The organism is Nonomuraea sp. NPDC001684, from assembly GCF_053596515.1.
Genome location: NZ_JBSFGJ010000247.1, coordinates 1 through 14,446 on the forward strand (window position 1 = coordinate 1; position 14,446 = coordinate 14,446).

Sequence of the window (14,446 nt, forward strand, 5' to 3'; positions counted from 1 at the left end):
GACGACGACTATGGGATCTTCGGCCCCGAGTCGGTGACCTGGCGGGTGATGGGGGAGCCGAGCCAGCTCGACGGCGCGCGCCATGTGCGCGGCGTCGGCGGCTGAGATGTCCACCCGGGTCTCCTACTCGCCAGTAGCTTCAAGCCACGGCGGGCCCCGGGGGGTTTTCGGGTGCCGGCACGGCACCACGTCAGGAGCCCGGCTGGGACGCCGGACACCTCGCGCGCTTCCTCCCATCCGGACTTTAACCGTCGGTCCTGGAATTTCACCAGGTCAACCGGCCGATGGCATCGGCCGGGTCGCGGACTGTAACCGCCGGTTCGGACTTTCACCGACCCCGGAGCACGCTAGCTCTCTTCTTGTACCAGTTTGCCATGCCGATTACGGAAAGCGCGACCGCCCCCGTGCTATTTGAACAAGCGCTCGCTCAGGCAGCCATCAGCTTGCGCGCCCGGCGGGCCGAGGGCGCGTAGCGGACCTGCGCGGGGACCAGGCCGATGCCGGTGTGCAGGGCGCGCAGCGTGGCCGAGGCCCACAGGTCGCCGACCGGCGTGGCGGGCAGGCCGTACAGGCGGCGGGCCCAGCGCGGCAGCGTGGCCAGGGCCAGCACGGTCAGCGCGGGCACGGCGGGCCGCAGCGCGGACAGCGCGCCGGGCAGCGGCGTGTGCAGCGACAGCCGCAGCGGATGGGCCGCCTCGGGCACCAGCCGCAGCCCCGGACGCCGTCCGTCGATGTAGGCGCGCAGCTCGGCCACCGAGCCTGGCACGTCGTCCCCGTCCAGGCCCACGACCTCGGCGGCGCGCCGCCACTCGGCGACGAACCGGTCGGCGTCGGCGTCGGACAGCCGCACGCCAGCGCGGCGGGCCACCGTCAGGTAGGAGTCGACCTCGCCGACGTGCACCCAGCGCAGCGCCTCGGGGTCGTCGAGGTGGTAGGTCTCGCCGGTGTCGGGGTCGCGGGCGGTCAGCGTGGCGTGGATCTTGCGCACCCGGCGGCCGGCCCGCTCCACCTCCGCGCGCGTGCCGTACGTGCGCACCCGGACGAACTCGCTGGTCCGCAGGAAGCGCGACCACGCCTCCGCCGGATCGAGCAGCGCCGAGTTCTGCAGCACGCCGCGCATCGCCCTGGGGTGCAGCCCCTGCATCAGCAGCGCGCGGAAGCCGCCGACGAGCTGGATCGGCTCCCCCATCACCCGCCAGGTCACCGACTCGGGGCCGAAGATCCCATAGTCGTCGTCCATAAGTGAACAGTTACCCAGTGGGGCGACAAACCATGCCAAAAACCCCCGGCCGGGAACCGGCCGGGGGCTTTCGTCGAGGCTACGGAGATCAGCCGGTGAAGCCGATCGCCGTGTAGTCGGCGGCCTGGTAGCCGAAGGCGCCGTAGTTGGCCAGCGTCTTCTTGGTGGCCTGGATGTCAGGACGCTGGTACAGCGGGATGGTGTGCACCTGGTCCCAGATCAGCTTGTCGGCCGCGTTGGCCAGCTCGTAGGCCTTGGTCGGGTCCATCTCGCTGACCGCGGCGTCGATCGCGGCGTCCAGCGCCGGGTCGCTGCCCTTGGGGAAGTTCGACTCGGAGCCGGTCTTGTAGATCTGCGGCAGGCCGCCGAGGGGCAGCGGCGTGCCGATCCAGGAGAACGGCACCAGGTCGAAGTCGCCCTTGATGATGAAGTCGGTGAAGAACTTGTCATCGGGGACCGGGCGGATCGTCAGCTTGATCCCGGCCTCCTTGAGCATGGCCTGGGTGAGCTCGCCCTCGGTCTTGGCGTACGGCAGGCCCGCCGGGACGACGAAGTTCAGCGAGAACTCCTTGCCGTCCTTCTTGCGGACGTCGCCCTCCTGCTTCCAGCCGGCCGCGTCGAGCAGCTCCTTGGCCTTGGGCAGGTTGTACTTGCCCAGTTCGCCGGAGTTGTCGACGTACGCCTTGTGGTTGTTCATGAAGACGTGGTTGCCCAGCGTCTGCAGCGGCCAGTCCATGTCCTTGAGGTCGGACTGCGTGATCACGTCACGGTTGATCGCGTACGCGACGGCCTGGCGGACCGACTTGTCCTTCAGGAACTCGCTCTGGTTGTTGACGGTGATGTGCCGCCAGTTCGGGCTGAGCGCCTTGCGGACGTCGACGTTCGGGACCTCCTTGGCGCGCTTGAGGTCGGCCGGGCTGCCCGGCGGGATCTCCACCGCGTCGAGCTCACCGTTGGCGAAGGCGTTGACCTGCGCGGCGGGCGTCTCGATGGTACGGAAGATGACCTTGTCGAGCTTGGCCTTGCGGCCCCACCACTTGTCGTCGCGCACCACGGTCAGGGTCTTGGTGCCCTCGTTGATGCTCTCGACCTTGAAGGGCCCGGCGGTGACCGGGATCTTCTGCAGGTAGTCCTTCTCGTACTTCTCCGGGGTCTCCATGTGGGAGGCCGGGTACAGGTGCGGCGAGCGGGAGAACTGCCCCATCCACTCGGGGTAGTTCTTGCCGTACGTCACGACGGCGACCTTGTCGCTGTCACCCTTGGTGACCGACTCGATGCGGTCCCAGCCGTCGGTGGAGGCCGGCTTGAACTTCTTGTCCTTGCCGCTGTTGGCCTTCCACGCCGCCTCGAGGTCCTTCCAGGTGATCGGCGTGCCGTCCGACCACTGGGCCTTCTCGTTCAGCGTGTAGGTGACGACCTGCTTGCCCGACGACAGGTCCATCTTGACGTCGGTGAGGTAGTCGGGGTTCGCCTTGAAGTTGGCCTCGGCGTCGGCGATCATCAGCTGCGGCATCAGCGAGTCCAGCATGTCCGCCGTGTCGCGCTGGTTGCCGTCGATGTGGTTGCCGTTCCACTGGCTCGGCCACTGGCCGACCGAGAGGGTGAGCGTGCCGCCGTCCTTGACCTGCTCGTACGGGACGGGGTTGATCGCGATGCCAGGGGTCTGCGACATCTGCTGCTGAGCCTGCTGCGACTGCTCGGCGCTCGGCTTCTTGGCCTCGCCGCCACCACCGCCACAAGCCGCCGCGGCCATGGCGAGGACGGCGATTCCCGCCGCCGCCCGGTAACGAACCTTCACTTTTCCTCCTGATCGTCCGAGGCCGTGATGACCTCGACTTCCTCCGCGTAGTGGCAGGCGGCGCCGTGGTCCACGGCGGTCGCGAGCCGGGCAACCGAGGGCTCTTCGTCCACGCAGCGCCGGCGTTCGGCCTCGGTGAGGAGGGCGAACTTGGGGCAGCGCGTGCGGAACCGGCAACCCGATGGCGGGTCGGCCGGGCTGGGCAGGTCGCCTTCGAGCAGGATCCGCTTGCGCGTGCGCTCCATCTCGGGGTCGGGCAGCGGGATCGCTGACAGCAGCGCCTGCGTGTAGGGGTGCGCGGGGCGGTCGTAGACCTCCTCGACCGTGCCGATCTCGGCGATCCTGCCGAGGTACATGACCGCGACGCGGTCGGCCAGATGCCGGACCACGGCCAGGTCGTGCGCCACGAACAGGTACGACAGCCCCAGGGTGTTCTTCAGCTCGTCCAGCAGGTTGATCACGCCGGCCTGGATGGACACGTCCAGTGCCGAGACCGGCTCGTCCAGGACGAGCAGCTTGGGCTCCAGGGCCAGGGCGCGGGCGATGCCGATGCGCTGGCGCTGGCCGCCGGAGAAGCTCTGCGGGTAGCGCTCGGCGTACTCGGGCGCCAGCCCCACCAGTTCGAGCAGCTCGGCGACCCGCTGCTTGACGTTCTTGCGCCCGTGGGCGCGCAGCGGCTCGGCGATGATGTCGCCGACCGGCATGCGCGGGTCGAGCGCCGCCATCGGGTCCTGGAAGACGATCTGCAGGTCGCCCCTGAGCGCCTTGCGCCCGGACGGGCCGAGCTTGGCGCTGTCCTGGCCGAGCACGACGATCCGGCCGCTCTGCGGCGGGGCGAGCTGCATGATCTGCTGCAGGGTCGTGGTCTTGCCGCAGCCCGACTCGCCGACCAGGGCCAGCGTCTCGCCCTCGGCGATGTCGAAGCTGATGCCGTCCACGGCGTGCACGGTGCCGACGCGGCGCTTGAACACCGCGCCCTTCATCAGCGGGTAGTGCCGGATGAGGTTGTCCAGCTCCAGCACGGTCGCGCGCTGCTCGCGCGGCACGCGGACCACCTCGCTGACCGGGATGACCGGGACCGGGAACACGTCCGTGCCGGTCAGGCCCTTGTACTCGATCTCGCGGGAGCGGATGCAGGCGACGTGCCTGCCGCCGCCGACGTCGGTGAGCGGGGGCTCCTCGTCGTCGCACGAGTCGATCTTCATCGGGCAGCGCGGCGCGAACGGGCAGCCCGGCGGCAGCGCCGCCGGGGAGGGCGGGTTGCCCTCGATCGGCACCAGCGGCCCCTCCTCGCCGTCGATCCTGGGGATCGAGGCGAGCAGTCCCATCGTGTACGGCATCCGCGGCCGGTAGTAGATGTCGTCGACGTTGCCCTGCTCGACCGGCTTGCCGGCGTACATGACCAGCACCCGGTCGGCCATGCCCGCGACGACGCCCAGGTCGTGCGTGATCATGACGATGCCGGCGCCCGTCTCGCGCTGGGCGGTCTTGAGCACCTCCAGCACCTGGGCCTGGATGGTCACGTCGAGCGCGGTGGTCGGCTCGTCGCAGATCAGCAGGTCGGGGTCGTTGGCGATGGCCATCGCGATCATCGCGCGCTGGCGCATGCCGCCGGAGAACTCGTGCGGGAACGCCTTGGCCCGCACGTCCGGGTGCGGGATGCCGACCAGGTCGAGCAGTTCGACGGCGCGCTTGGCGGCCTTGTCCTTGCCCAGCTTCTGGTGGACGCGCAGCGCCTCGGAGATCTGGTCGCCGATCGTGTAGACGGGCGTGAAGGCCGACAGCGGATCCTGGAAGATCATGCTCATCGACTTGCCGCGGACCTTGACCAGGTCGTCTTCCTTCATCCCGATCAGCTCCTGGCCGTGGAGCTTGACCGAGCCGCTGATCTGGGCGGCGCGCGGCAGCAGGCCCATGATCGCCAGGGACGTGACGGACTTGCCCGAACCGGACTCGCCCACGATGCCCAGGACCTCGCCGCGGGCCACCTCGTAGCTGACGCCGCGCACGGCCTCGATGCCGCCCGGGAACGTCACGGTGAGGTCTTGAACCTCCAGGATGCTCATGAGTTGCTCCCCGGGTCGAGTGCGTCGCGCAGGCCGTCTCCGATGAGGTTGATGCTCAGGACCAGCAGCACCAGGAGCCCGGCGGGGAAGGCGAACAGCCAGGGGTAGCCGGTGGCGTTGCGGGAGCCCTCGGCGATCAGCGTGCCGAGCGAGACGTCGGGTGGCTGGATGCCGAAGCCGAAGAAGGACAGCGCGGCCTCGCCGATGACCGCGCCACTCACGTTGAGGGTGGCGTCGATGATCAGCAAGGAGGACAGGTTCGGCACGATGTGCCGGAAAATGATCTTCCAGCGGGGGATGCCCATGTAGACGGCCGCCTGCACGTACTCGCGCTCACGGAGCGAGAGCGTCATGCTGCGCACCACCCTGGAGGTGATCATCCAGGCGAACGCCGCCAGCAGGACCACGAACCAGAGCCAGGAGGCGCCGCGCAGGCGCGGCGAGGCGATCGCGATGATCAGGAAGCTGGGCAGGACGAGGAGCAGGTCCACGCCCCACATGAGGACGCGGTCCACCCAGCCGCCGAAGTACCCGGCGAAGGCGCCGACCACGGCGGCCAGGCCGGTCGAGATGAGCGCCACGAGCAGGCCGATGATGATCGACTTCTGCATGCCGCGCAGGGTGACGGCGTACATGTCCTGGCCGATCGTGGTGGTGCCCCACCAGTGGTCGGACGACGGCGCCGACAGGAAGGCGAGGAAGTCCTTGTCCGTCCAGTCGTAGGCGCCGAACAGGGGGCCGATGTAGGCCAGCGCCACCAGCAGCACGAGGGCGATGAAGCCGTAGCGGGCCTGCCGGTTGCGCAGCATCCGCCCGAGAACAACCTTGGAACGCACTTAGCTCACCCGCACTCGAGGGTCGAGGGCCGCCACCAGCAGGTCCGACAGGAAGCCGGCGAACAGGACGCAGACGGAGGCGAACATGCTGACCGCGGCCACCGAGTTCACGTCGTTCTGGTTGATCGAGTCGACCAGCCAGGCGCCCATGCCGTTCCAGGCGAAGATCTTCTCGGTGAAGGTGGCGCCGGTGAGCATCGTGCCGAAGGCGAAGGCGAAGTACGTGGCCGCGGGGATCAGCGCGGTGCGCAGCGCGTGCTTGATCAGGGCGGTCCTGCGCCGCAGGCCCTTGGCCATCGCGGTACGGACGAAGTCCTGGCCGAGCACGTCCAGCATCATGTTGCGCTGGATGCGGCTGTAGAAGGCGATCGAGCCCAGGCTGAGCGAGATGGTCGGCAGGATCAGGTGGTTCAGCCGGTTGGTGAACTGGTCCCAGCCGGACAGCTTGGGGTTGTATTCGCCGGTGAACTCGATCAGCGTGAAGCCGAGCCCGCGGTTGAGGTTGTAGGCGCTGATCGCCAGCAGCGTGGCCAGCACGAACACCGGAATCGCCATGATCACGAACGAGCCGACGCCGATCACCCGGTCGGTCACCCGGTATTGCTTGATCGCCGACAGGGCGCCGAGCGCCACTCCGAAGACGAACCCGAGGATCGTGCCCACCAGCAGCAGCCGGAGGCTGACGAAGATCCGCCGGCCCATCTCGTCGTTGACCGAACCGCCGTTCCAGGTCTTGCCGAAGTCACCCGTGACGACGCCCTTGGCCCAGGTCGCGTAGCGCTCCAGGACGGGCGTCTTGTCATTGAGGTTGTAGCTGTCGAGGGTGGCGTCGATGACTTCCTCGGCGACGGGAGGCTGGCGGCCTTCATACGCGCCGCGGGGGTTCATGGTCGTCGCGGCGAGCATGTAAGCCAAGCTGGCCGCGATCGCGACCAAGATCAGATTGATCGCCAACCTGCGGAGCAGGTACTTGCCCATTACCCTCCGTTCGCACTGAACGAGGGCCCGGAAACCCCGGTAGGAGAAGACCCCCGCAATGGAAAAAGACCGTCTTACGCCGCGAAAAGTCATGACGCGGAACGGCGATCAAAACGCAGGATATCTAGCCAAACATCACAGTCAGCAATAGTTCGACATAACGGTAGGGTCACTAAGCACGGTGGCGGCTCGTCGTCGATCATCGCCCTACAGGGGAGTTGACCTGGGGAAACGCGCTCTACCAAGATCGGTAACGCGCGCTATCGGATCGGCGTATGTCACAGAATCCTGACAAAAAATAACCCAATCCCGAAGTGACGCACGTCATACTGATCAATAGGCTGGGGATTGATATTTCGCGATGTCGCGGCTATTGATCTCAGGCGGGTGGCCGAGGTGGGTCGGTCCGAGGGCACGCTGCCGCCCGCCCCGAAGGCGTCCCCGGGACGATCCCCCCACGCTCACGCTCCGCTCACCACTGCGGCTCCCGGCCCCCTCCGCCCCTCGGCACGAGACCGGCCCCGCCACCCAACCCCGCCCCCAGCGGCCCCCGTACATCCAGCAGACCCACACCCCTCAGAGAGCCCCGCACCCCGGATGGGCTCGCCCCGAGCGGACCTCAACCCCCAAGTGGGCCTGCACTCCCCTGGCCCGCCCCCGAGCGGATCCGCACCCCGAGCGGGCCTTCACCCCGAGCGAACCTGCGCCCACAACGGACCGGCACCCCTGGTGAGCCCCCAGAGCGTCTGCACTCCCCTGAGCCCTCCACCCTGGGCGGACCTACCCTCCGAGCGGACCTCGCACGAGCGGACCTGCACCCTGAGCGGGCCTGCACCCCTGGTGAGCCTGCACCCCAGTGGGCATGCAACTCCTCTGGCCCGCAGCTTCAGTGAGCGCGTGCCCCAGAGGGCGCGCGCCCCAGTGGACCGAGGCGCGGCGGCAGGACTGTGGTGCGCGCCTCGTGGAGAGGCCGCGGGGGTGCCTGACGGGCCTCGCGAGGTTCCACCCAGTGCGGCGCACGCCTCGTGATGAGGCGAAGGAGCCGCACACCCCTGCCGCCGACCACACCTTGTGGAGGGGCGAAGGGGCCACGGGAGCGCGCGGGGCACGCCCGTGGCGGGAAGGGGGCAGCGGTGAACGGGGAAGGGTCAGCGGGTGGCGGGAACGGCCGGCGAGTGCCCGGGAACGTCAGGCGAGTGCCGGGGAACCTTGGGCGAGTGCCGAGGGAGGGTCAGCGGGTGGCGGCGGCGCGGAGGGCGTCGATGGCGGCCACCGGGTCGGCGGCCCCGTAGACGGCGCTGCCGGCCACGAACACGTCGGCGCCCGCCTCCGCGCAGCGTTCGATCGTCTCGGCCGTCACACCACCGTCGACCTGCAGCCAGACCGACCCGCCGTGCCGCTCGATCATCGCCCGCGCCGCCCGCACCTTCGGCAGCACCATGTCGAGGAACTTCTGCCCCCCGAAGCCGGGCTCGACCGTCATCAGCAGCAGCATGTCGATCTCCCCGAACAGCCCTTCGAACGGCTCCACCGCCGTGGCCGGGTTGAGCGCGAGCCCCGCCCTGGCGCCGAGCGACCGGATCTCGCGCAACGTCCGCACCGGCGCCTTGGACGCCTCCGCATGGATGGTCACGCTGCCCGCTCCGGCCTCGGCGTACTGGGGGGCCCAGCGGTCGGGGTCGGCGATCATGAGGTGGCAGTCGAGAGGCGTCTGGGTGGCTTTGCGCAGGGACTCCACCACGGGCAGCCCGAGGGTGAGATTGGGCACGAAGTGGTAGTCCATGACATCCACGTGCAGCCAGTCGGCGTTCGGCACGGCGGCGGCCTCGTCGGCCAGCCGCGCGAAGTCGGCGGCGAGGATGCTGGGCGAGATCTGTACGGCCATGATGCGCCAGTCTATTGAACCCCCCGCTCCCCCTCGACGCCCCCTCCCACCACGCCAACCCGCCACCACACGGGCAAGGGACGGGAGAGGAGCGGACAGGCACCCAACGCGTGGGCGCCCGGCACGCGGGAGTCCAGCACGCAGACGCCCAGCTCGCGGGCGAGGGGCGGGCGGGGTCAGGGGCGTTTGCGGAGGAGGGCCAGGAACATGGCGTCGGTGCCATGGCGGTGGGGCCAGAACTGCGCGTACGGGCCGTCGCCGAGCCCGTCGACCTCCGGCAGGTAGTCGCGCGCGTCGAGCTGCTCCACGTCACCCCTGCGGCCCATGACGTCGCCGACCACGACGCGCGTCTCGGCCAGGTGCGGCGAGCAGGTCACGTACGCCACCACCCCACCGGGGCGCACGGCGTCGAGGGCCGTGCCGAGGAGCCGCCGTTGCAACGCGCCCAGCTCGGCGATGCTGGCCGGGTCGCGCCGCCACCGGGCCTCCGGACGCCGCCGCAGCGCGCCCAGCCCCGTGCAGGGGGCGTCGAGCATGACCCGGTCGAACACCCCGGGCCGCCAGGCGGGTTCGGTGCCGTCGGCGGTGACGACCGAGGCGGTCCTGGTGGTCTGCCAGACCAGCCGCGCCCGGTGGTACTGCACGTCGGCGGCCAGCACCCGCGCCCCACCGGGGAACGCCACAGGGCCGCCGCCCGCCGCACCGCCGTTACTCGCCGCACCGCCGCCGCTCGCCGCGTCGCCGTCGCCCGGACGGCGCTCGCCGTCGAGGCCCGCGAGGTCGCCGTACGTGGCGACGGCGTCGAGCAGGCCCGCCTTGCCGCCCGGCCCGGCGCACATGTCGAGCCAGAGCTCGTCCTCGCCGTCGAGCGGCACGCGGGTCAGGGCGAGCGCCACGAGCTGGCTGGCTTCGTCCTGGACGGCCGCGCGGGTCTCGGCCACGGCCTCGATCTGCCCGGGGTCGCCCTCGCTCAGGTAAGCCGCGTACGGCGAGTAACGGCCGGGATCAGCGCCGGACTCGGCCAGCTCGGCCACCGAGCTGCGCCCCGGCCGGGCGACCAGCGTCACCAGCGGCCGGACGTTGTCGGCGTCGAGCAGGTCGGCCAGCTCCCCGCCGCCGCCCAGCGCGTCGCGGAAGGCCGAGACGATCCACCGGGGATGCCCGTAGGCGACGGCCAGATGGCCGACCGGGTCCTGGTCGGAGTCGGGCGCGACGATGGGGATCCAGTCCTCCAGCTCGCGTGAGCCGATCTTGCGCAGCACCGCGTTGACGAACTTGGCCGCGCCCTGGCCGATGCGCAGGCGTACGAGATCGACGGTGGTGCCGACGGCGGCGTGCGGCGGGACGCGCATGCGCAGGAGCTGGTGGGCCCCCAGCCGCAGGGCGTCGCGCACGGCCGGGTCGGGCGCCCGGTCGCTGCACATCTCGATGATCGCGTCGTAGGTGCCGAGGCCGCGCAGCGTGCCGTAGGCCAGCTCGGTGGCCAGCGCCGCGTCGCGCCCGCGGATGTCGCGCTCGCGCAGCAGGCGCGGCAGGAGCAGGTTGGCGTAGGCGTCGCGCTCGTCGACGGCCCGCAGGAGGTCGAAGGCGGCGTTGCGGGCATGGTCGCGGGCGGGGCGGCGCGGGCGGTTCGCTCCGCGGGGCCTGGTGCCCGTGGAGCCGGCCGGCGACCGGCGGGGTTCACGCGAAGGCATCGTCACTCGCAAGCCGGACGCCGCGCGCCCACTCGACCGCCCCCATCGCCCGCTTGCCCTGCGGCTGCACCTCGCCCAGCTCGACCGGGTCGGTGGCGGTGCCGACGAGCACGTGGCTCTTCGTGGCCAGGATCCGGCCGGGCGCGAGCCGGTCGGCCTGGACGGCGACCTTGGCCGGGCCGAGCTTCACCCGCTGGCCCCTGAACTCGCTCCACGCCCCCGGGCCGGGGGTGCAGGCGCGGATCAGGCGGTCGACCCGCATGGCGGGCTTGGTCCAGTCGACCCGCGCGTCGGCGACGTTGATCTTGGGCGCGATCGTCACGCCGTCGAGCGGCTGGGGACGGGCCTCCAGCGCGCCGTCCTCGACGCCGTCGAGCGTGGCGGCCAGCAGGCCGGCGCCGGAGACCGACAGACGTTCGAGGAGGGAGCCGCTGGTGTCGTGGGTCAGGATCTCCTCGGTGACGACGCCGTAGACCGGGCCCGCGTCGAGCTCCTTGACGATCTGGAACGTCGTGGCGCCGGTGATCTCGTCGCCGTGCAGCACCGCGTGCTGGACGGGCGCCGCGCCGCGCCAGGCCGGCAGGACCGAGAAGTGCAGGTTGATCCAGCCGTGGCGGGGCACGTCGAGGGCCGACTGCGGCAACAGCGCGCCGTAGGCCACCACCGGGCAGCAGTCGGGCTCCAGCGCGCGCAGCGTGTCGAGGAAGGCGGGGTCGCCGACCTTGGCCGGGCGCAGCACCTCGATGCCGGCCTCCTCCGCGAGCTCGGCCACCGGCGAGGGGTGGACCTTGCGCCCCCGCCCTGACTGGGCGTCGGGACGGGAGATGACGGCCACGACCTCGTGCCGCGGCGAGTCGATCAGCATGCGCAGCGACGGCAGCGCCGTCTCGGGTGTGCCCGCGAAGACCAGCCGCATCGTCAGAGCGCCCTTCCGCCGGTGGCGTGCGGCGACATCTTGATCACGGGGGCGGACAGGCCGCTCCACTCGGCCTCGCGGATCGCCTTCATGGCCAGCTTGCGCTGTTTGGGGTCCATGCGGTCGATGAACAGGATGCCGTCGAGGTGGTCGGTCTCGTGCTGGAAGCAGCGGGCCATCAGGTCGGTGCCCTCCAGCGTGACCGGCTCGCCGTGCATGTCGAAGCCCTTGGCCACGGCGCGGACGGCGCGCGGCGTCGGGTAGGACAGGCCGGGGAAGGACAGGCAGCCCTCCTCGCCCTCCTCGTCGAGGTCGGCCGACAGGTCGAGGTCGGGGTTGATGAGGTGGCCGAGCTGGTCGTCGACGTAGTAGGTGAACACCCGCAGGCCGACGCCGATCTGCGGGGCCGCCAGGCCCGCGCCCGGGGCGTCCATCATCGTGTCGGTGAGGTCCTTGACCAGCTTGCGGAGCTCCTTGTCGAAGTCGACGACCGGGGCCGCCGGGGTGCGCAGCACCGGATCTCCGAACAGCCGGATCGACTGGATCGCCAAGGGGCTCACTCCTGTTCTCGAACGTGGATCAGCCCAGTTTACCGGCGGTGGGCCGGCGGCCGGTCGTGGCGCAGGGAGCGGGCCTTCATCGCGGCCTTGCGCGCCGCCTTGGCCACCGCCCGGTCGTCGTGGGAGCCGGCGAGCATGTCGAGCACGGCCAGCGTGTCGGGGTGGCCGACCGCGGGCATCTGGCCGACGAGCTTGATCAGGTCTTCGCCCGGCTCGGGCATGTCGAGGCGGCCCGCGGCCGGACCGGACAGGTGCATGAGCGCGGCGAGGTTGTCGACCGCGATCCAGGTGTGGTCCTCGGGGCTGAGCGGCGGGGCCTCCAGGTCGCGGATGTGCAGCCAGGAGGCGGCGTAGCGGCGCATGAGCGGGTGGTCGAGCGCCTGCCGCACGGGCTGCTCGGCCTCGGGGCCCAGCTCCTCCAGGATCGCGCCGACCGCGCCGCGCTGCCCGGCGGTGCCGGAGGCGGCGATCTCGATCAGCTCGCGGGCGGCCGCCTCGGGGGGCCGCCGCTCCAGCCAGCCCGCCACGGCGCTCTGCGTGGCGGTGCCCTTCACCAGCGCCTCGACCAGCTCGGCGGCCGACAGGTCGGCGAAGACCTGCACCTCGGCGGCGGTGGGCGCGTCGTGGCCCTCGCGCAGCAGGTCGCGCCGGACGGCCCAGACCCCGAGCGGGGTGAGCGCCGTGCGCCCGGCCTCGGTCTGCTCCACCAGCCCGCAGTACGCCAGCAGCGAGACCGCCTCCAGCAGCTCGGCCGGCAGCGCGGCGGCCAGCCTGCGCATCTCGACCGGACCGGGCGCGCAGGCGACCTCGTGCGACTGCAGGATGCCCCTGGCCAGGTTGCCCACGGCGACGCCGGAGCGCACCGAGTAGATCGTGGCCAGCATCTCGGCCAGGTGGTCGTCGACCACGGAGGAGCCGGTCAGGCCCTCGTCGGCGCGGTCGAGGACGTCCATCACCACGCCGTCCCAGAACTCCAGCGTGGCCTCGACGGTGAGCTGCATCGACAGCGGGCCGCGGGAGGCCCGGCCGCCGAGGATGCGCAGCAGGCCGGTGTTGACCGCGACGATCCAGATGAGCCGCAGCCGCGACTCCTGGAGCCCCAGCTCTTCCGCGGCGGCCCTGGCGTCGGACTCGCTCAGCATGCCGTCGGCGCCCACCTCGCGGCTGCCCGTCCAGGCGGTCAGGCGGATGGCGTCGGCGACGAGCGGCACTGCGGGCACCGCGCGGGCCAGCTCGGCGTCGCTCGCCAGCAGGACGGGCGGGAAGGTCAGCGCCTCGTGCTCCACGGAGGTCTCCTCAGGTGGCCGTGGAGGCACGGCGGCCTGCTCATCGATCAGCTTGCGCAGCTCGGCGAGGTCGAAGACATTGTTTGCCACCCAGGAAACTTACTGCACAGCAGTCACAAGGACGTACTCAACGGATGGCCCGGGAGCGCGCCTTGAACGCCGCCTTGCGCGCCGCCTTGGCCACCGTGTCGTCGGGGATGGAGCGTCCGAGCAGCTCCAGAACCTCGACGACGTCGGGGTGGTCGACCCGCCACATCTCCTCGATCAGATGGGCCGGCGGACCGGACGCCGCCATGTTCTCGGCGAAGATCTCCGGATCCTCCCGCGCGGCGGGCATCGCCAGGGCGAGCATGTCGACGCTGACCCAGAGCAGCTCGTCCTGGGTGAGCGGCGGCGCGCCGAGACCACGTGCGGCCAGCCAGTGTATGACGTGCGGGCGCAACTCCTGGTCGTCGAGGTGGTCGCGCACCTGCGGCTCGGCCTCGGCGCCCAGCCGGTCGACGATGGTGATCGCGATGCCGCGGGCCACGGCGGGCGCGCCGGAGGCGGCGGTCAGCAGCTCGGCCGCGGCCTCGCCCGGCGCGCGGCCGGACAGCCAGCGGGAGATGTCCTGCTCGGCCAGCTCGGCCGGCAGCCCTTCGAGCAGCCCCTCGATGAGGCCGCGCGCGTCGGCCTCGCCCAGGTCGGGGGCGACCGGGGCGTCGAGGCCGAGCGAGAGGTAGTGCTCGCGCAGCCCCCAGACCGCCAGCGGCGTCAGCTCGGCCGCCTCGCCGTCGAGGCGGACCATGCCCCACCCGGCCAGCCGGTCGAGCGCACCGGCCACGTCGATGCCGCCCTCGCCCGAGACCTCCTCCAGGTAGTCGGCGACGACCTGGAGCGGCACCGGCGTCTGGAGGCGGTAGAGCATGTCGAACAGGTCGTAGAGGCCCTCGTCGAGCTCGGCGTGGCCGGTGATCTCGCCGCCGGTGTCGTCCTCCAGCAGCCGGGCCACGGTCTGGGCCCAGGCGTCCAGCGGCTCGCCGTCGCCCGGTGGGGGGCCGCCGGCCAGCTTCGGAACGGTCCGCAGCGCCTCGGTCAGCTCCTCCTCCGAGGCCAGCCGGGCGGCGGGCAGCGGGGTGCAGCCCGGACAGTCGCACGGCGCCTCGCCCAGGTCGGGCAGCTCCCCGGACGGGATCGCCACCGCCGTG

At 71.2% G+C, this 14,446-nt stretch carries 11 protein-coding genes and 1 riboswitch; all 11 genes read right to left on the bottom strand.

Going from position 1 to position 14,446, the window contains the following annotated elements; all coding sequences use genetic code 11:
- Positions 1–219: 219 nt before the first annotated feature.
- Positions 220–350, bottom strand: a riboswitch (FMN riboswitch).
- Positions 351–427: 77 nt separating this feature from the next.
- The gene (locus ACWCSD_RS32890; protein WP_449920705.1) at positions 428–1,240 is read right to left on the bottom strand and encodes an oxygenase MpaB family protein; all 813 of its coding nucleotides are present in this window, start codon (positions 1,238–1,240) and stop codon (positions 428–430) included.
- A gap of 88 nt (positions 1,241–1,328) precedes the next feature.
- Complete coding sequence (locus tag ACWCSD_RS32895) at positions 1,329–3,038, bottom strand: ABC transporter family substrate-binding protein (RefSeq protein ID WP_449920707.1); 1,710 nt, start codon at positions 3,036–3,038, stop codon at positions 1,329–1,331.
- Complete coding sequence (locus tag ACWCSD_RS32900) at positions 3,035–5,104, bottom strand: ABC transporter ATP-binding protein (protein WP_358293985.1); 2,070 nt, start codon at positions 5,102–5,104, stop codon at positions 3,035–3,037. The genes ACWCSD_RS32895 and ACWCSD_RS32900 overlap by 4 nt, the downstream gene beginning before the upstream one ends.
- Positions 5,101–5,940 carry an ABC transporter permease gene (locus tag ACWCSD_RS32905; RefSeq protein WP_364331511.1) on the bottom strand — a complete coding sequence of 280 codons (840 nt, stop codon included), beginning with the start codon at positions 5,938–5,940 and terminating at the stop codon, positions 5,101–5,103. The genes ACWCSD_RS32900 and ACWCSD_RS32905 overlap by 4 nt, the downstream gene beginning before the upstream one ends.
- A complete protein-coding gene (locus tag ACWCSD_RS32910) occupies positions 5,941–6,918 on the bottom strand; it encodes an ABC transporter permease (protein ID WP_358293989.1) in 978 nt (325 codons plus the stop codon).
- Between the two features lie 1,231 nt (positions 6,919–8,149).
- Positions 8,150–8,803 carry a ribulose-phosphate 3-epimerase gene (rpe, locus tag ACWCSD_RS32915; protein ID WP_352353174.1) on the bottom strand — a complete coding sequence of 218 codons (654 nt, stop codon included), beginning with the start codon at positions 8,801–8,803 and terminating at the stop codon, positions 8,150–8,152.
- A gap of 176 nt (positions 8,804–8,979) precedes the next feature.
- Positions 8,980–10,497, bottom strand: a complete 1,518-nt coding sequence (locus ACWCSD_RS32920; RefSeq protein WP_449920713.1) for an RsmB/NOP family class I SAM-dependent RNA methyltransferase — start codon at positions 10,495–10,497, stop codon at positions 8,980–8,982.
- Entirely contained in the window at positions 10,484–11,413 is a 930-nt protein-coding gene (gene fmt / locus ACWCSD_RS32925; RefSeq protein WP_397162174.1) for a methionyl-tRNA formyltransferase, read from the bottom strand. The genes ACWCSD_RS32920 and fmt overlap by 14 nt, the downstream gene beginning before the upstream one ends.
- A gap of 2 nt (positions 11,414–11,415) precedes the next feature.
- Positions 11,416–11,964 carry a peptide deformylase gene (gene def, locus ACWCSD_RS32930; protein ID WP_358293995.1) on the bottom strand — a complete coding sequence of 183 codons (549 nt, stop codon included), beginning with the start codon at positions 11,962–11,964 and terminating at the stop codon, positions 11,416–11,418.
- A gap of 38 nt (positions 11,965–12,002) precedes the next feature.
- Complete coding sequence (locus ACWCSD_RS32935; RefSeq protein WP_397162175.1) at positions 12,003–13,349, bottom strand: hypothetical protein; 1,347 nt, start codon at positions 13,347–13,349, stop codon at positions 12,003–12,005.
- A 37-nt stretch (positions 13,350–13,386) separates the two neighbouring features.
- A partial coding sequence (locus ACWCSD_RS32940; protein WP_449920718.1) for a hypothetical protein occupies positions 13,387–14,446 on the bottom strand: 1,060 nt, incomplete at its 5' end.

Bases quoted from the DNA above. Each gene is read 5' to 3' on its own strand.
- ACWCSD_RS32890 (WP_449920705.1), bottom strand. From the start codon at position 1,240: ATGGACGACGACTATGGGATCTTCGGCCCCGAGTCGGTGACCTGGCGG.
- ACWCSD_RS32900 (WP_358293985.1), bottom strand. From the start codon at position 5,104: ATGAGCATCCTGGAGGTTCAAGACCTCACCGTGACGTTCCCGGGCGGC.
- ACWCSD_RS32910 (WP_358293989.1), bottom strand. From the start codon at position 6,918: ATGGGCAAGTACCTGCTCCGCAGGTTGGCGATCAATCTGATCTTGGTC.
- rpe (WP_352353174.1), bottom strand. From the start codon at position 8,803: ATGGCCGTACAGATCTCGCCCAGCATCCTCGCCGCCGACTTCGCGCGG.
- ACWCSD_RS32920 (WP_449920713.1), bottom strand. From the start codon at position 10,497: ATGCCTTCGCGTGAACCCCGCCGGTCGCCGGCCGGCTCCACGGGCACC.
- fmt (WP_397162174.1), bottom strand. From the start codon at position 11,413: ATGCGGCTGGTCTTCGCGGGCACACCCGAGACGGCGCTGCCGTCGCTG.